The sequence below is a fragment of the Halomonas sp. M4R1S46 genome (assembly GCF_025725685.1).
Lineage (GTDB): Bacteria > Pseudomonadota > Gammaproteobacteria > Pseudomonadales > Halomonadaceae > Halomonas.
The window spans coordinates 1,668,229-1,683,838 of sequence record NZ_CP107008.1; the positions used below are offsets into that span (position 1 = coordinate 1,668,229).

At 70.8% G+C, this 15,610-nt stretch carries 16 protein-coding genes; 5 read left to right on the forward strand and 11 right to left on the reverse strand.

Features of this window, described 5'->3' with window-relative positions:
• Positions 1-34: 34 nt before the first annotated feature.
• Positions 35-901: an NAD(P)-dependent oxidoreductase gene (locus OCT48_RS07960; protein ID WP_263592160.1), complete on the forward strand. Its 867-nt coding sequence runs from the start codon at positions 35-37 to the stop codon at positions 899-901.
• A 72-nt stretch (positions 902-973) separates the two neighbouring features.
• On the opposite strand, the gene OCT48_RS07965 is transcribed toward OCT48_RS07960, so the two are convergent.
• The gene (locus tag OCT48_RS07965; protein WP_263592161.1) at positions 974-1,597 is read right to left on the reverse strand and encodes a sporulation protein; all 624 of its coding nucleotides are present in this window, start codon (positions 1,595-1,597) and stop codon (positions 974-976) included.
• Positions 1,598-1,659: 62 nt separating this feature from the next.
• Here OCT48_RS07965 and OCT48_RS07970 point away from each other — a divergent pair, with 62 nt between their 5' ends.
• The 3 genes from OCT48_RS07970 to OCT48_RS07980 all read left to right on the forward strand — a co-directional run bounded on the left by OCT48_RS07970 (position 1,660) and on the right by OCT48_RS07980 (position 3,805).
• A complete protein-coding gene (locus tag OCT48_RS07970; RefSeq protein ID WP_263592162.1) occupies positions 1,660-2,397 on the forward strand; it encodes a helix-turn-helix transcriptional regulator in 738 nt (245 codons plus the stop codon).
• A 73-nt stretch (positions 2,398-2,470) separates the two neighbouring features.
• Positions 2,471-3,406, forward strand: coding sequence for a DMT family transporter (locus OCT48_RS07975; protein ID WP_263592163.1), 936 nt, complete (start codon positions 2,471-2,473; stop codon positions 3,404-3,406).
• Between the two features lie 60 nt (positions 3,407-3,466).
• Entirely contained in the window at positions 3,467-3,805 is a 339-nt protein-coding gene (locus OCT48_RS07980) for a tRNA-binding protein (RefSeq protein ID WP_263592164.1), read from the forward strand.
• Positions 3,806-3,872: 67 nt separating this feature from the next.
• Here the strand turns inward: OCT48_RS07980 and OCT48_RS07985 are convergent, their stop codons facing one another.
• From OCT48_RS07985 to OCT48_RS08030, 10 genes are all read right to left on the reverse strand, one after another.
• The gene (locus OCT48_RS07985; RefSeq protein ID WP_263592165.1) at positions 3,873-5,315 is read right to left on the reverse strand and encodes an aldehyde dehydrogenase family protein; all 1,443 of its coding nucleotides are present in this window, start codon (positions 5,313-5,315) and stop codon (positions 3,873-3,875) included.
• Complete coding sequence (locus OCT48_RS07990; protein ID WP_263592166.1) at positions 5,303-6,055, reverse strand: ABC transporter permease; 753 nt, start codon at positions 6,053-6,055, stop codon at positions 5,303-5,305. Before OCT48_RS07990 ends, OCT48_RS07985 begins: the two co-directional genes overlap by 13 nt.
• Before the next feature lies 1 nt (position 6,056).
• Positions 6,057-6,770 carry an ABC transporter permease gene (locus OCT48_RS07995; protein WP_263592167.1) on the reverse strand — a complete coding sequence of 238 codons (714 nt, stop codon included), beginning with the start codon at positions 6,768-6,770 and terminating at the stop codon, positions 6,057-6,059.
• A gap of 84 nt (positions 6,771-6,854) precedes the next feature.
• Entirely contained in the window at positions 6,855-7,622 is a 768-nt protein-coding gene (locus OCT48_RS08000) for a transporter substrate-binding domain-containing protein (RefSeq protein WP_263592168.1), read from the reverse strand.
• Between the two features lie 330 nt (positions 7,623-7,952).
• Complete coding sequence (locus OCT48_RS08005; RefSeq protein ID WP_263592169.1) at positions 7,953-8,756, reverse strand: ABC transporter ATP-binding protein; 804 nt, start codon at positions 8,754-8,756, stop codon at positions 7,953-7,955.
• Between the two features lie 7 nt (positions 8,757-8,763).
• The gene (locus OCT48_RS08010; protein WP_263592170.1) at positions 8,764-9,957 is read right to left on the reverse strand and encodes a pyridoxal phosphate-dependent aminotransferase; all 1,194 of its coding nucleotides are present in this window, start codon (positions 9,955-9,957) and stop codon (positions 8,764-8,766) included.
• Between the two features lie 38 nt (positions 9,958-9,995).
• A complete protein-coding gene (locus OCT48_RS08015; RefSeq protein WP_263592171.1) occupies positions 9,996-10,931 on the reverse strand; it encodes an ABC transporter substrate-binding protein in 936 nt (311 codons plus the stop codon).
• Positions 10,932-11,152: 221 nt separating this feature from the next.
• Positions 11,153-12,751, reverse strand: a complete 1,599-nt coding sequence (locus OCT48_RS08020) for a 5-guanidino-2-oxopentanoate decarboxylase (protein ID WP_263592172.1) — start codon at positions 12,749-12,751, stop codon at positions 11,153-11,155.
• Positions 12,748-13,335 (reverse strand): HD domain-containing protein, encoded by a 588-nt coding sequence (locus OCT48_RS08025; RefSeq protein WP_263592173.1) that lies wholly within the window; start codon positions 13,333-13,335, stop codon positions 12,748-12,750. The genes OCT48_RS08020 and OCT48_RS08025 overlap by 4 nt, the downstream gene beginning before the upstream one ends.
• Complete coding sequence (locus tag OCT48_RS08030) at positions 13,332-14,462, reverse strand: TauD/TfdA family dioxygenase (RefSeq protein ID WP_263592174.1); 1,131 nt, start codon at positions 14,460-14,462, stop codon at positions 13,332-13,334. The genes OCT48_RS08025 and OCT48_RS08030 overlap by 4 nt, the downstream gene beginning before the upstream one ends.
• A gap of 137 nt (positions 14,463-14,599) precedes the next feature.
• On the opposite strand from OCT48_RS08030, the gene OCT48_RS08035 reads away from it, so the two are divergent.
• The gene (locus tag OCT48_RS08035) at positions 14,600-15,607 is read left to right on the forward strand and encodes a GlxA family transcriptional regulator (RefSeq protein WP_263592175.1); all 1,008 of its coding nucleotides are present in this window, start codon (positions 14,600-14,602) and stop codon (positions 15,605-15,607) included.
• Positions 15,608-15,610 lie beyond the last annotated feature (3 nt).

The window sequence follows — 15,610 nt, forward strand, 5'->3', positions numbered from 1 at the left end:
GGCGTCCTCAACCCAGCCACCAAAGGAGACGACAATGACCCAGACAATGCGGGTCGGGCTGATCGGCGTGGGCCTCATGGGCCACGGCATCGCCCGCAACATCCTGAAGGCCGGTCATCGGCTGTGCTTCCTCGACCATCCCGGCAACCAGCCGGTAGACGACCTGCTGGCCGCTGGTGCAACACCCAGAGCATCCGGGCGCGAGGTGGCCCAGGCCAGCGACGCCGTCATCCTCTGCGTGACCGGCTCGCCCCAGGTCGAGGCGGTGCTGTTCGAGCCCGGCGGCGTGCTGGAGGGGCTCGCGCCCGATGCCGTGGTGATCGATTGCTCCACGGCCCTGCCAAGCTCGACCCGGCAGGTGGCCGAGCGGGTGACCGGGGCCGGGGGACGCTTCATGGACGCCGCCATGACCCGCACGCCGAAGGAGGCGGAGGCGGGGCGGCTGAACCTGATCGTGGGGGCGCCGGAGCCGCTCTTCGCGCAGTACCGGCCGCTGCTCGCGAGCTTCGCCGAGACCATCACCCATGCCGGCGAGGTGGGGGCGGGGCATACCCTGAAGCTGCTCCACAACTTCGTCTCGCTGGGCTTCTCGGCGGTGCTCGCCGAGGCCGCCGCCGCCTCGCGAGGGGCGGGCATCGACGACGCGGCCTTCCTCGAGGTGGTGGGCAGGGGAGGCGGTGGCGGGGTGGTCTTCGAGCGCCTGCGCCCCTTCATCGAGACCGGCGACCCCTCCGGCTTCCGCTTCAGCGTGGCCAACGCCAGCAAGGACCTCGGCTACTACCATGCCATGGCCGAGGAGCTGGGCGCGGCCAGGGGGCTCGCCTCGGCGGTCGAGGCGCTCTATGCCGGCATCGAGGATCGCCAGGCCCACGTGCCCGAGCTGATCCGCCTGCTGCAGTGAGGGGTGCCGAAGCCGATCTCACACGGGACAGCCGCAGGGCCGCGACATCGTCGCGTCCCCGCGGAATCGTGATCAGCTCAGCAGCGACGCCAGCTGGCCGCGCAGTTCATCGACGGAATCCCGGCCGGAGAGGGGAAGGCGGGAGAAGCACTCATCGGTGCCGGCCATCTCGGAGAGCAGCGAGCCCAGCCCCGTGGCACGGGTATCGCGCTGCACCAGCAGGTCGAGGCCATCGCCCCGGGCGGCGGGCAGGAAGGCGATCTCCGCCTCGTCCAGGTGGCCGAAGCGACTGCCGGGGGCGGGCTTGAATTCGAACTCCTGAAGGCAGCCGGTGGCGGGGTTCTTGCGCGACAGCTCCAGTGGCGCGCCGGTCATCACGAAGCCCAGCGCCTCCATGGCCTCGAAGGCGGCGCGGTGGACCGGCCCCGGCAGGATGCGCAGGGGATCCTTGTCGCGCGGGTCCAGGGCCATGGCGATATCGGCTCGGGTGGCGACCCAGGTCTTGGGATGCTGGCGGCCTACCGAGAGCGGCAACAGCAGCGGCAGGGGGAGCTCGAAGGGGATCCGGCGCTCCTCGCCGGCGGCGATGGTCATGGCGCCGCAGACCTCTACCGAGGCCCAGGGATGGCCGATCCTGACCTTCTTGTCGTCGACTTCCTTGATGGGATCCCGACGGCGGCCATGAGCTTGTCGCACATCCGATGCTTCCTTCTGCGGGGTCCAGGGGAGAAGCCCCGAGTATAGCGGTCCGCCCGGTCATGGCGACAACCCTGGCATCCTCGCCGATCTCGCGGCATCCTTCGATCATGGACCCCGATACCTCAGCACTGCCGGGCAGCGTGGAGCGCTCTTATCCCCTCGACTGCCTGAGCGACACCCATGACTTCCACCAGCTGCTGGTGGGCCTCGACGGCCGCGTGGATGTCGAGATCGAGGGCCGCGGCGCCGCCGTGGCCCCGGGCAGCGTCTGCCTGATTCCCGCCGCGGCGACCCATCACTACCTGGGGCTCGTCGCCGGTAACCGCTGCCGGGTGCTGGACCTGCCGGTGGGGGAGCCACACCTGGAGGCCCTGTTCGAGCGTATCCGCTTCCTGCGCCTGGCGCCCGAGGAGGGACGGGGGCTGGACGACGACGCCCTGCTGTCGCGGCTGACCGGGGCGCCGCCGTTGACCGGGCCACGCCTGAACATGGCGCGGCTGACCCGTCGGGTGCAGGCCGACCCCGCGGCGCCCTGGACCCTGGCGCGGCTGGCCGAGGCCTCGCGCCTCTCGGAGCGGCAGCTGCGCCGCAGCCTGACCGCGCTCACCGGCCTCACGCCCTGGCAATGGCTGCAGCGCCAGCGGCTGGCCCGGGCCGCCCGGCTGCTGGACACCAGCGAGGCCACGATCACCGAGATCGCCCTGGCCTGCGGCTTCGCCGATGGCGCCCAGTTCAGCCGCCACTTCCGGGGCTGGCGGGGCATGACGCCGAGCGCCTTCCGCCGCCGGCCGCACTGATGGCCGAAATCGACAAGTTCTCGCCGGCGCCGGCGGTCACACTGTACCGCTGATCCCTGACCGGAGACTCGCGATGTCGGCCGCTTCCCCTGCCGAGGCACGCCGCGCCACCCTGTGGGGCGCAACCACGGTGCTCAACTGGGCGACCCTGGCGCTGTTCACCCAGTGGGCGGGGCCCGTGCCTCCCTTCCTGCTCACGGGCCTGTGCTTCGGCCTGGCCGGCGGCCTGGCGCTGCTGGTCTTCGTCGCCCGTGGCGAGAGGCGCGCCCTGGTGGCCGCCCTACACCAGCCGCCCCTGGGCTGGGCGCTGGGGATCGGCGGCCTGTTCGGCTACCACCTCTGCTACTTCATCGCCCAGCAGAACGCGCCGGCGGCCAACGCCGGGCTGATCAGCTACCTGTGGCCATTGCTGATCGTGATCCTGGCCGGCTGGCTGCTGCCGGGCGAGCGCCTGCGCGGCATCCATCTGTTGGGAGGCGTCTGCGGTTTCCTGGGCGCGGCGTTGCTGGTGGGGCCCGACGGCCTCGACTGGGCGGGCGAGTACACCTTCGGCTACCTGGCGGCGCTGGTCGCGGCCTTCCTCTGGAGCGGCTATTCGGTGGCCTCGCGGCTGTTGGCCAGGATTCCCACCACCGCGGTGGCCTGGAACTGCCTGGGCGCCGCGGCGCTGGCGTTGGTCTGCCACCTCGCCTGGGAGCCCCTCGGCTGGCCCGAGGGCGCCAATCCCTGGGCGATCCTGGCCCTGGGACTCGGCCCGGTAGGCAGCGCCTTCTTCACCTGGGACCTGGGCATGAAGCGCGGCCGGGTGCGGCTGCTCGGCCTGCTGGCCTATGCCACGCCGCTGCTCTCCACCCTGGTGCTGATCGCCGCCGACCTGGCCACCCCCAGCCCGACCCTGTTGCTCGCCGCGCTGCTGATCTGCGGCGGGGCGCTGATCGGTAGTGGCATGCTAGGAAGCCGCAAGGCTCGGCAGCGCGAGGAAGCGTTCTCGGAGCAACCGCGGGGATAACGCCTGGAGCGTTCTCTGGAAAGGCAGAGTTGGCGAATGGCATGAGGAGAGGAGTGCAGCATGGAACAGATCGAATGGGCAGATTTCGCCAGGGTCGAACTGCGCGTGGGGACGATCGTGGAAGCCGAGGCATTCCCCGAGGCCAGGCGGCCGGCGTATCGGCTGCGGGTCGACTTCGGTGAGGCGATCGGGGTGCGCAAGTCCAGCGCCCAGATCACCGACCTGTACGAGCCGGGCGAGTTGGTCGGCAAGCAGGTGGTCGCCGTCGTCAACTTTCCCGCCAAGCAGATCGGCCCGATGCAATCGGAGTGCCTGGTCACCGGCTTTCATCGCGACGACGGCGCCGTGGTGCTGGCGACGCCCGATCTGGCGGTACCGAACGGGGCGCGTCTGGCGTGATGAGGACATCGCGACGACAACGGGCCGCCCTCAGGGCGGCCGTTGTGTTCGGGGAGAAGGCCTCGCTTCAGGCCGGCCGGGTGACGTAGCGGGTCTCGAGATAGGCTTCGAGCCCCGCGCGGCCGAGCTCGCGGCCGATTCCGCTGCCCCTCATGCCGCCCCAGCCGAGCCCCGGCGGGGCCACCTGGTGGGTGTTGCACCAGACGCTGCCGGCGATGAGCCGGGCGGCCAGGGCCTCGGCCCGCGCCGGGTCGCCGGCGACCACGCTGGCGGCCAGGCCGAAGTCGCTGTCGTTGGCCAGCGCCACCGCCTCATCGTCGTTACAGACGGTCTGCGTGCAGAGCACCGGGCCGAAGATCTCCTCCCGCCATAGGCGGCTGTCGGTCGGCACGTCGCGGAACACCCGCGGGGCGACGAAGTGGCCGTGATCGGGCAGGGCGATCCTGTCCGAGGTGGTGGGGGCGAGCCCCTCGGCTTCGGCCGCCGCCAGGTAGGCGTTCACCCGGTCGCGCTGCGTGGCGTTGACCAGCGGGCCCAGGGTGGTGGCCCCATCGAGTGGATCGCCGGCCACCAGCGCGGCGATGGCCGCGTCCAGCCGGGCATGCAGGGCATCGGCGACGGCCGCGTGGACCAGCAGCCGCGAGGTGGCCGAGCACATCTGGCCGGCGTTGTAGCAGAAGCCGGCCAGCACCAGCTCGCAGGCCAGATCGAGGTCGGCGTCCTCGGTGACGAGTATCGGTGACTTGCCGCCGAGCTCCAGGGAGACGTTGCGGGTGCCGCGGGCGGCGGCGGCCATCACCGCCTCGCCCACCGGATTGCTGCCGGTGAAGGACAGCTTGTCGACGCCGGGATGGGCGGTCAGCGGGGCGCCGACCCCTTCGCCGTCGCCATGCACCAGGTTGAAGACGCCGGGCGGCAGGTCGATCGCCAGGGCGATCTCGGCCAGCGCCTGTTCGGGAAGCGGGGTGACCTCGGAGGGCTTGAACACCACCGTGCAGCCGGCGGCCAGCGCCGGGGCCAGCTTCCAGGCGCTGCTGACCAGCGGAAAGTTCCAGGGCGTGATCAGCCCGGCCACGCCCGCGGGATCCTGGTAGCGGCGCGACACCAGGCTCGCCTCGCCGGTGGCCACGGCCTCGCCCTGGCGGGCGTCCAGGGCCCGGGCCTCGCCGGCATAGTGGCGGTAGCAGGTGATGGCATCGCTGAGGTCCTGCTCGGCCTCCGCCAGCGGCTTGCCATTGTTGCGGCTGGACAGCGCCTCGAGCTCCCCGCGGCGTGCCTCGAGGGCATTGGCCAGGGCGTCCAGATAGGCGCCGCGCGCCGCGCCGCCGAGCGCCCGCCAGGCGGGCAGGGCGCGCCGGGCGGCGGCCACGGCGGCGTCGACGTCCTCGGACGAACCAGCGGTGACCTCGGCGATCATCGCCTCGCGGTAGGGGTCGGTGACCGGCAGGCGGCGCTCGCCCTGGCTCGCCACCCAGCGGTTGTCGATGAAATGATGGGTCAATGCTTGCATGTGGCGGTCTCGACTCGACGAAGGGGTCGCCAGCGGCGGCGCGTCGGCTGCATGCCGGGGAAGTGGCGCTCCACCTGGCGCAGCACCAGGGTCAGCACTACCGTCATGGCCAGGTAGATGCCGGCGATCAGCATCAGCGGCTCGTAGACCAGGAAGGTCTCGTCGCGAATGATGTTGGCGGCCTGCAGCAGGTCCATCAGGGCGATGGTGGAGACCAGCGGCACCGACTTGAGCAGCAGGATCATCTCGCCGGTCAGGGTCGGCAGGCACAGCTGGACGGCTCGCGGCAGCCACAGCCGGGCGAAGACCTGGAAGGGGCTCATGCCGAAGGCGCGGCCGGCCTCGCGCTCGCCAGGGGGCACGCTCACCAGGGCCCCGCGCAGCACCTCGCCGGAGTAGGCGCCGACGCTGAGGATGAAGGTCAGGGCGCCGTAGAAGAACGGGTCGCGCAGCAGCGGCCAGATCACGCTGTCCTGCACGCCGGGGATGCCCTCCAGTAGCCGGCCGACCCCGTAGTAGAAGAAGAACAGCTGCACCAGCAGCGGGGTGCCGCGCATCACCGTGGTGAAGCCCTGGGCGGCCCAGGCCAGCGGGCGCGGGCCCTTGAGGCGTGCCATGGCCACCGCCACGGCCAGCAGCAGGCCGCCGATGGCGGAGACGGCGAGCAGCCAGAGGGTGTTGACGAAGCCTTCGATCAAGTACTCCTGATAGAAGGAGTCCCGGAGCCAGGAAAAATCCATGTCAGGCCTCCTCGCCCAGCGGTTGACCGCGTCGCACGCGGCGTTCCAGGCGCGTGAACAGCGCCGTGGACGACAGCGTCATCGCCAGGTAGATGACGCCGGCGGCGGCGTAGAACAGGAAGTGGGCGCGGGTGCTGGCGGCGGCCTGCTGGATGGTGAAGAACAGCTCGCTGAAGCCGATCACGCTGATCAGGGCGGTGTCCTTGATCAGGATCAGCCACAGGTTGGACATCCCGGGCAGGGCGTTGGGCAGCATGGCCGGGACGACGATGCGATGGAAGCGGGTCCAGGCCGAGAAGCCGAAGGCGTCGGCGGCCTCGAGCTGGCCCCGGGGGATGGCCAGGATGGCGCCGCGCAGCACCTCGGTCATGTAGGCGCCCTGGACGAAGGCCAGCACGCCCACGGCGGTGACGAAGCCGTTGATGGCGACCTGGCCGGGCAGCCCCAGGGCGTTGGTCAGCGCGGTCAGCGCCTGGGAGCCGGCGTAGTAGAGCAGGATGATCAGCAGCAGTTCGGGGACCGCCCGTACCGCGGTGGAGTAGGCGGTGGCCAGGCCGCGCAGCGGGGCCCAGGGGCTGAGCCGGGCGCTGGCGCCGAGCAGCCCCAGCAGCAGGCCGATGGCATAGGCCAGCACGGCGATCTCGAGGGTCGTCAGGGCGCCCTGGAGGATGGGGCCGGCCCAGTCGAGCAGTCCCTCGTGGGAAACCTTGTTCATGGAGAATCGTGTCCTTGATGAGACAGGGCGAGACCGGCAGGCGGTCGGGACCGCCTGCCGGACGAGCGTCGTCGAGGACCGGGATCAGGTGCAGATGTCGGTGCCGAAGTAGTCTTCGGACAGGGCGCTGCAGGTGCCGTCCTCGCGGACCTCGGCGATGGCCGCGTTGAGATCGGCCTCGAGGGCGTCGTCGTCCGGGCGGAGGCCGATGCCGACGCCCTCGCCGTAGGCGGCGTGGCGCGGCGCGGTGGCCTTGATCTCGAAACCCTCGGCCTCGTCGCGCTCGAGGAACTCGGTCATGGCGATCTCGTCGGCGAGGATCACGTCCAGGCGGCCGGCCAGCAGGTCGCGGTTGACCTGCTCGGCCTGATCGTAGAGGCGGATGTCGCCGACGCTGTCGCGCAGGGCGCGGCGCGCGTAGGTGGCGTTGGTGGTGGCGGCCTGCACGCCGAGCACCTGGCCGCCCAGATCGTCGGGGCCGCTCAGCTCGTGATCGTCGGCGGCCACGAAGGCACCCGGGGTGAAGTAGTAGGGTTCGCTGAAGTCGATGACTCGCTGGCGCGCCTCGGTGATCGACATGGAGTTCATGATCATGTCGATGCGCCCGGCCTTGAGCGAGGGGATGATGCCGCTCCAGCCGGTGGGGGTGATCTCGCAGGCACGCTCCATGGCCTCGCAGAGGGCCATGCCCAGCTCGACCTCGAAGCCGGTCCACTCGCCCGCGGAGGAAGTGTAGGTGAAGGGCGGATAGGGCTCGGCGGAGATGCCGATCTTCAGCGGCTCGGCGGCCTGGGCGGTGGCGGACAGGCCCAGGACGGCCGCGGCGGCGAGGGTGATCAGGGGACGGTTCATGCAGTTCTCCTTGGTATTGTGGATCTTGCGAACAAACGCTGTTCTCGCAGGCGATGAGCTTTCCCGGCAACAAGCCCCGGGGTGCCGGACCATCGCGAGGGCGCTGTGAACCCTTCCATGGGCGCTACTTTTGCCCTGCGGCGCTCTCGCATCCTGCGCCGCTTGCAGGGCCGGGGTTGGCCATCCTTGGCCAACCCGCTCGACGGGAAGAACATCCACTGGATGTTCTTCTCCTTCCGCCTCGCCCATGGCAAAAGACCCTCGCTCCGCCTTGTCCCCGGCGCTCATCTCGTTGCACGGCTGGAAACGAGATCCAAGCGGATTAGCGGATCAGGCCGCCGGGGCCACGAAGCGCCGGCAGCGCGGGTCCCGGCTCTCCTCGAACACTTCTCCGGGCGAGCCGGCCTCGCCGACGAAGCCGCGGTCGAGGAACACCACCTGGTCGGAGACCTCGCGGGCGAAGGCCATCTCGTGGGTGACCAGCACCATGGTGCGGCCCTCGGCGGCCAGGTCGCGGATCACGCCGAGTACCTCGCTGACCCGTTCGGGGTCGAGCGCCGAGGTGGGCTCGTCGAAGAGCAGCAGGCGCGGCTCCATGGCCAGCGCCCGGGCGATGGCCACCCGCTGCTGCTGGCCGCCGGACAGGTAGGCCGGATAGCCATCGCGCTTGTCGGCCATGCCGACGCGCTCCAGGTAGTGCTCGGCGCGCTCGATGGCACGGCGCCTGGACAGCCCCTGGACGCGCATCGGCGCCTCGCTGACGTTGCCCAGCACCGTGAAGTGGGGCCAGAGGTTGAACTGCTGGAAGACCATGCTGACCTTGGCGCGCAGCCGCTGCAGCTGGCGTCGGTCGAGGCCGACGATGTCGCCCTGGGGATTGCGGTCGAAGCGGATCGTCTCATCCGCAATCGCCAGGTCGCCCTGGTCGGGGCGTTCCAGCAGGTTGAGACAGCGCAGCAGAGTGCTCTTGCCGGAGCCGCTGGCGCCGATGATCGAGGTGACGCTGCCCTCGGGGACCTCCAGGGAGACGTCGCGCAGCACCTCGAGGTCGCCGTAGCGCTTGACGAGGTGCCGGACCTCCACCGCCAGGCGGTGGGAGGCGTCGGGGGAGGGGGCTTGGTTCGATGATGTCATAGGCGACTCATGCGATGGTGGAAAGGGAGCCGGCGCGGGCGTCCTCGGCGCAGCGCGCCAGGCGTCGGCAGGCCGCGGCGAGGCGTGCCTCCTCGACGGTGAGGCTCAAGCGCACGAAGCCGGCGGCGGAGGGGCCGAAGGCCTCGCCGGAGAGCACCGAGACGCCCTGCTCGTCGAGCAGGCGGTCGGCGAAGGCCTGGGAGGACAGGCCGGTGGCGCGCACGTCGACCATCAGGAACATCCCCGCCGCGGGGGTGACGACCTCCACCGCCGGGCAGTCGGCGAGCGCGGCGACCACGGCGTCGCGCCGCGCCTGGTAGGTCTCGCGCATGGCGTCGAGCTCGGGCAGGGGCTGGCGCAAGGCGTCGCGGGCGGCGTCCTGGATGAAGTCCGGGCAGCCGTAGAGCATGCACAGCGCCAGGTGGCTCAGATGGCCGATCAGCGCCTCGGGGCCGAGCACCCAGCCCAGCCGCCAGCCGGTCATGGCGTGGGACTTGGAGAGGCTGTCGACCACCACGCTGCGGCTGGCCATGTCCGGCAGGCTCGCGGCGCAGACATGCTCGCCCTCGAAGATCAGCTCGGCATAGACCTCGTCGGAGATCAGCCACAGGTCGTGGCGCCGGCACAGCGCGGCGATGGCGGCCCAGGCCTCGGCGTCGATCAGCTGGCCGGTGGGGTTGTGGGGGCTGTTGAGCAGGATCGCCCGGGTGCGCGGGGTGATCGCCGCCTCGAGGTCGGCCGGATCCAGGCGGAAGCCGGCGTCGCCGTGCAGCGGGATGCGCACCATGCTCGCCCCGGTCGATTGCAGCACCGCCTCGTAGGTGACATAGCTCGGCTCGGGGACGATCACCTCGTCGCCCGGGTCGAGCAGGCACTGGGCGGCGGCATACAGACCGCACTGGGCGCCGGCCATGACGATCAGGTTGTCCGGCGTGACGTCCACGCCGAGGGTCCGGTAACGCTCGACGATGGCCTCACGCAGGGCCCGCTTGCCCTGGACGTCGGGGTAGTGGGTGGCGCCGCCACGCAGGCTGGCCACCGCGCCCTCGACGATCGCCTCCGGGGTGTCGAAGTCCGGGTCCCCCACCGAAAGCACGGTGATGTCCTCACCGGCGGCCTGGCGCGCCAGGGCCCGGTTGTGGATGTCCCAGGCCGCGGCGCCCTCGCCGGCGATACGCTCGGTCAGTCGGGAAAATCGCATCTCGCTCTCGCTGTGTCAGGAAATCTCGGGGGCGTCGCTCACAGGCTGGCCTTCACTGCCGCCAGGGCGTCCTGGCCGTCGCGGGTCTCGACGCCCTCCAGGAAGGCGGCCACGCGCTCGGGATGGTCGGCCAGCCAGTCGTGGGCCACGGCCTCGAGTTCGCGCTCTTCCAGGCTGTAGGCACGGATGAACTCGCTCTGCTCGTCGGCCGAGAACACGAACTGGTCGAGCAGTTGCATCAGGTTGGGGTTGGCCTCGGCGTAGGGCTTGGCGACGATGGTCTTGACGTCGCTGCGGCCGTTGTCGGCGCCGTAGACGCCGGCCGGATCGTCGAGGATGCGCACGTCGTATTCCGGCACCATCCAGTGGGGCGTCCAGCCGTAGAAGAGGATCCAGCGGCCTTGCTCCTCGGCGGCCTCCACTTCGCTGAGCATGCCGGGCGTCGAGGAGGCCATGGCCTCCCAGTCGCCGAGCCCGTAGGTGTCGGCCTCGATGGCGCCCTCGAGCATGTCGGTGACCGTGGAACCGCTCTCGATGCTGTAGACGGTACGGCCGAAGCGCTCGGCCACCTCGGGGTCGGCGAGCTGTTCGGCGCTGGTGATGCCGGCCTCGACCACGTAGCCCGGCACCGCGAAGCCCATGCGGGCACCGTTGACGTTGTTGCCCAGGTCGACGATGGCGCCGGCGTCCATGGCGGCGTCGTAGCTCTCCTGCTGGGCGGGCATCCAGCCGGCCAGGAAGGCGTCGCTGTCGCCGTTCTGCAGGGTGTTGTAGCCCACCGTGGAACTGAGTTCCTGGGTGTCGGTGGCATAGCCCAGCGGCTCGACGAGCTGGGCCAGGATCTCGCTCTTGACGGTCACGCCCGGCCAGGGTGGCACCACCAGGCGCAGGGTGTCGTCGCGGTCCGCGGCCATGGCGGGGCCGGCCAGGGCCAGGCCGGCGATCAGGGGCAGGGTCGTATAGTGCGTCTTCATTCTTGGACGTCTCCTTTTGGAAAACACTGATTTATTGCTGCGCTCGATATCCTGGCCTCCGGCGGTGCTCGGAATCCTCATGTAGCAGGCTACACTCCGGTTCCTGCGCTCCGGCGGCGGCCAGCCTCTCGTCGCTCGCGACATAAATCAGCGCTTCCCTTTTCAGGGAGGAGGAGACAGTCATCTCCTCCTCAGGGTGGTCGTTCGAGGTGACGGCGCCGTCAGAGGGATGCCGCCCAGGCGGCGGCATCGACCTCGATGATCAGCGGGCTCGTGGCATCAAAGAGGCGGGTCAGGGCGTCGTGCAGGCTCGCCGGGTCGGTCACCCCCTGGTGACGGCAGGCATAGGCCTCGGCCAGGGCGCGGAAGTCCGGGGCGGCCAGGTCGACGCCCAGATGGGGCACTTCGCTGGCCGACATGTAGCGGCGGATCTCGTCGTAGCCATCGTTGTTCCAGATCACCAGCGCCATCGGCCGGCCCAGATCGCGGGCGGTGCCGAGCTCGCCGAGCACGAACTGCAGCCCGCCGTCGCCGACCAGGGCGACCACCGGCTGCTCCGGCCGGGCCAACGCGGCGCCCAGGGCGGCGGGCAGGCCGTAGCCGAGGGTGCCGAAGCCGGTGGCGGCGTTGAACCAGCGCCGTGGGTCCGGCATCGCGGCCAGGAAGTTGCCGGCATAGACCGGGCCGGTGGAGTCGCCGACCACGATCGCCTCGGGCAGCGCCTCGCGCAGGGTGGCGTAGAGCGGCACATAGGGGGCGAGCTCCGGATCCTCGGCGAGGGCCAGCGCACCGCGCACGGCTGCGGCACGGCCGGCGCCATCGCGGTCGATTTCGCCAGGCAGCCGCTCGAGCAGGCCGCGCATGGCCTGGCCGGCCTCGGCGAGCAGTGCCAGGTCGGCGGCCTGGTTGCGACCCAGCTGCTGGGGGTCGATGTCGACGCGGATCAGCCGGCCGTCGAGACGGAAGCCCTCGTCGAAGACCAGGTCGTAGTCGGTCTCGCCGAGCTCGGTGCCCAGCGCCAGCACCACGTCGGCCTCGGCGGCCAGGCGGCGCGCCGCGGGCAGGCTCTGGGTGGCGCCGAGATCGAGCGAGTGGTCGAGGCCCAGCACGCCCTTGGCGTTGATGGTGGTGAAGGCCGGGGCGTCGAGGCGCTCGACCAGCGCCCGGGCCGTCTCCGGGGCGGCGACGGTGCCGCCGCCGAGCAGCACCAGTGGGCGCTCGGCCTGGGTGAGCCAGTCGGCGGCCAGGGCCAGGGCCTCGGGAGCCGGGGCCGGCGGGAAGACCCGCGCCGGGGCGGCGGCCGGTGCCTCGGGGGCGGGTGCGGCCATCACCTCGAGCGGGATCTCGATATGCACCGGGCCCGGGCGGGCGGAGGCGAACACCGCAAAGGCGCGGGCCAGCACCTCGGGCAGCGCCTCCGGGTCGTGCAGGGTGTGGCTGAACACGCTGACGCCGGCGAGCGTCTCGCCCTGGTGGGGCATCTCGTGCAGCCGGCCCTGGCCGCGGCCCAGGGTGTCGCGGCGGTTGACGCTGGAGATCACCAGCATCGGCACCGAGTCGGCCAGTGCCTGGCCCATGGCGGTGGCGATGTTGGTCATGCCGGGGCCGGAGATGATGAAGCAGGCCGCCGGCTTGCCGCTGGCCCGGGCGTAGCCGTCGGCCATGAAGCCGGCGCCCTGCTCGTGGCGCGGCGTGACGTGGGCGAGGCCACTGTCGCCCAGGGCGCGATACAGCTCGATGGTATGCACGCCGGGGATGCCGAAGGCGGTGTCGACGCCGTGGGCCTCGAGCAGCTCGATCAGTCGCTGGGCACAGGTCATGGCGCGTCGCTCTCCTCGGTGATCGCCGGCAGGCCGCCGAAGGGGGCGCGCCCCAGGACGCGCTCCACCATCGGCACGAAGTGCGCGAGCGGCAGGGTGTCGTAGTCGGGATCGAAGCTGGTCTGGTCCCAGTCGTCGCAGAAGCGCACCGTGCGGGCATAGGCGGGATGGTCGCGGAAGCGCTCCCGGGCGTGGCGATCCAGGCCGAAGAAATGGCGGTAATGGTAGCCCTGGAAGAGCTCGTGGTGACGGATCATCCAGGCATTGAGCGGATCGACGAACGGCTCGAGGATGGCCGCGGCGATCTCGGCATGGTTGGTCGGGGCCAGGTCGTCGCCGATGTCGTGGAGCAGGGCGCAGACCACCATCTCCTCGTCGGCGCCGTCGCGCAACGCCCGGGTGGCGGTCTGCAGGCTGTGGGTGTAGCGATCCACCGGGTAGCCATGGGTGTCGCCGGCCAGGCGGTGCAGGTGCTCCAGCACCCGGCGCGGGGCATCGGCCACATAGTCCCGGAAGCGGTCGTCGATCAGCGCCCAGTCGTCGCGTCGGGCCTCGCCGAAGTGGCGGAAGCAGGCCTGGTTCATGCCACCTCCCCGGTCTCGGCCAGTTGCCGGCGCAGCACCAGGCGGCGGCTGGCGGTGCTGTCGCGATCCACGTAGCCCTGGCGCAGGTGGCGCACGCCCCCGGCAAGCTCGTAGGCGCGGCGGCCGTGCAGCAGGCGATAGTTGTCCATGATCAGCATCTGGCCCGGGTCGAGCTTGAGGTGCACGGTGAGTTCCTCGGAGGTGATCAGCTCGAAAAAGGCGCGCCGCGCGGCATAGTAGCGGGCCAGCTCCTCGGCGGGCAGCGCCTCGACGCGCTCGGTGCGGTTGGAGTAGCGCACCCGCATTACCTGGCCCCGGCCGTCGAGCTCGATCAGCGGCCCCTCGCTCTCCAGCCAGGTGGTGTCGTCGCTGTAGCGAAAGCCCGGCGAGACCCGGGTCAGACAGTCGAAGGCCGCCGGATCGCGCTCGCGGAGCAGCTGGGCTGCGCGATAGCCATCGACCAGGGTGTTGTCGCCGCCGGCGGCGGCGTTGGTCAGGCAGTGCAGCCAGATGTAGCCGGGAATCGGGTCGCGATAGGGGTTGTCGGTATGCGGCTCCAGGCCGCGCTGGGTCATGGTCAGGTCATAGGCGTCGGCCACCGACTTGACGTCGGCGATGCCGCCCCAGTTGGTGCGCCGCAGCGGCCCGATGCGGTCGATCAGCGCCTGCATGCCGTCCTCGTCGGTGGGCACGCCGGAGACCAGCACGAAGCCGTAGCGGTGCAGGCCCTCGAGCATCTCGAGCAGGGCGGTGTCGTCGTCCAGGGCGGCGACGAAGTCGGTACGGGGCGGCTCGGCCAGCCGGGCGTCCCACAGGGTACGGCCCGGGACGATCGTGTCGCGGGCATCGGTGTCGGCGCGCAGTTCGGTGAGCGGAAAGTGTGTGGCGTGACCGTCGCTGAAGCGCAGCGCCAGGGCGTCGCCAGCGAGTTCGACGTGTTCCAGGGCAAGATCCAGGGGCAGGTCGGCGGCCTCGATCAGGCGCTGGCCGGTGCGCGGGTCCAGGGTCTCGGTGTCGGGCGTCCGCTCGCGCAGCCACAGGGCCGCGAACTCGCGGGTCTGATCATCGAGGTCGAGGGTCAGGCGCTGCCCGTCGGGGGACAGCCGTGGCTTGCCGCTTGCGGTCATGGCAATGGATCTCCGAGTCATGCAGGGGACGTTGTGGGGTCGCGGTCAGCGGCGCCGATGACGTGACCGGCTTTACCCTAACGCCACCCCGGGGCTATGATTTGCATAAATTTGCCATAAAGTTGATGAAATTGGCCATGATCGATGACTATCCCGAAACCTGGCCCTATCCCCGTCCCGATTCGCCCCCCTTGCTGTCTCCCGAACAGGCGGAGCACACCCTGGATGTCTGGCTGGTGCCCAAGTTCTCGATGCTGACCCTGTTCTGCATGCTGGAGCCGTTGCGGGTGGCCAATCGTTTCGGTCGTGATCTTTTCGCCTGGCGACTCCGCTCGGCGGACGGCGAGGGGGTGGTCGCCAGCAACGGCGTGCGCATCGAGGTGGATGGCCAGCTTGCCACGGTGCCCGATGACGCCAGCCTGATGGTGGTGTCGTCCTATGAGGCGGAGGCCGGGGTCACCGCCCAGGACCGGGCGGTGCTGCGCCGCGTGGCGGCCCATGGCGGCTGGCTAGGGGGGCTGGATACCGCGCCCTTCATCCTGGCGCGGGCCGGCGTGCTGGAGGGGCATCGGGTGGCCCTGCACTGGGAGAGCGTGCCGGCCTTTCGTCGCGAGTTCCCGCACCTGAGGATCAGCCGCGAGCGCTTCGAGTCCGATATCGCCCGCCAGACCGGCGCCGGGGGCACCACCGGCATCGACATGATGCTCGACCGCATCGAACGCGACTATGGCCCGGCGCTGGCCGACGCCGTGGGCCGTCAGCTGGTGCATGACCGATACCACGAAGCGGACGAGGGCGAGCGCCAGGCCCGCTATGCGCGGCTGCCGCGCAGCGTGGTCAGGAGTCTGGCGGTGATGGAGGCCAACCTGGCCCAGGCGTTGCCGATCCCCGAGATCTGCCGGATGGTGGGTCAGTCCCAGCGCCAGCTCACGCGGCTGTTCCTGGCGCACTTCGGCGAGACCCCCAAGCAGTGCTACCTGGGCATGCGCCTGGACCGGGCCCAGCGGCTGCTCGCCGGCAGCCACTGCCGGGTCACCGAGGCGGCGATGGCGACCGGCTTCCAGCACCCGGCGCACTTCTCGCGCGCCTACCGGACGCGCTTCGCGGAGTCGCCCAGGGAGACGGCGGCCCGGGGACCGGGGTGAGTC

Coding starts and splice junctions, on each gene's coding strand:
- OCT48_RS08005 (WP_263592169.1), bottom strand. CDS start 8,756: ATGACATCATCGAACCAAGCCCCCTCCCCCGACGCCTCCCACCGCCTG.
- OCT48_RS07985 (WP_263592165.1), bottom strand. CDS start 5,315: ATGCAAGCATTGACCCATCATTTCATCGACAACCGCTGGGTGGCGAGC.
- OCT48_RS08015 (WP_263592171.1), bottom strand. CDS start 10,931: ATGAAGACGCACTATACGACCCTGCCCCTGATCGCCGGCCTGGCCCTG.
- OCT48_RS08020 (WP_263592172.1), bottom strand. CDS start 12,751: ATGACCTGTGCCCAGCGACTGATCGAGCTGCTCGAGGCCCACGGCGTC.
- OCT48_RS08035 (WP_263592175.1), top strand. CDS start 14,600: ATGATCGATGACTATCCCGAAACCTGGCCCTATCCCCGTCCCGATTCG.
- OCT48_RS07960 (WP_263592160.1), top strand. CDS start 35: ATGACCCAGACAATGCGGGTCGGGCTGATCGGCGTGGGCCTCATGGGC.
- OCT48_RS07995 (WP_263592167.1), bottom strand. CDS start 6,770: ATGAACAAGGTTTCCCACGAGGGACTGCTCGACTGGGCCGGCCCCATC.
- OCT48_RS07980 (WP_263592164.1), top strand. CDS start 3,467: ATGGAACAGATCGAATGGGCAGATTTCGCCAGGGTCGAACTGCGCGTG.
- OCT48_RS08030 (WP_263592174.1), bottom strand. CDS start 14,462: ATGACCGCAAGCGGCAAGCCACGGCTGTCCCCCGACGGGCAGCGCCTG.
- OCT48_RS07970 (WP_263592162.1), top strand. CDS start 1,660: ATGGCGACAACCCTGGCATCCTCGCCGATCTCGCGGCATCCTTCGATC.
- OCT48_RS08025 (WP_263592173.1), bottom strand. CDS start 13,335: ATGAACCAGGCCTGCTTCCGCCACTTCGGCGAGGCCCGACGCGACGAC.
- OCT48_RS08000 (WP_263592168.1), bottom strand. CDS start 7,622: ATGAACCGTCCCCTGATCACCCTCGCCGCCGCGGCCGTCCTGGGCCTG.
- OCT48_RS07975 (WP_263592163.1), top strand. CDS start 2,471: ATGTCGGCCGCTTCCCCTGCCGAGGCACGCCGCGCCACCCTGTGGGGC.
- OCT48_RS07990 (WP_263592166.1), bottom strand. CDS start 6,055: ATGGATTTTTCCTGGCTCCGGGACTCCTTCTATCAGGAGTACTTGATC.
- OCT48_RS08010 (WP_263592170.1), bottom strand. CDS start 9,957: ATGCGATTTTCCCGACTGACCGAGCGTATCGCCGGCGAGGGCGCCGCG.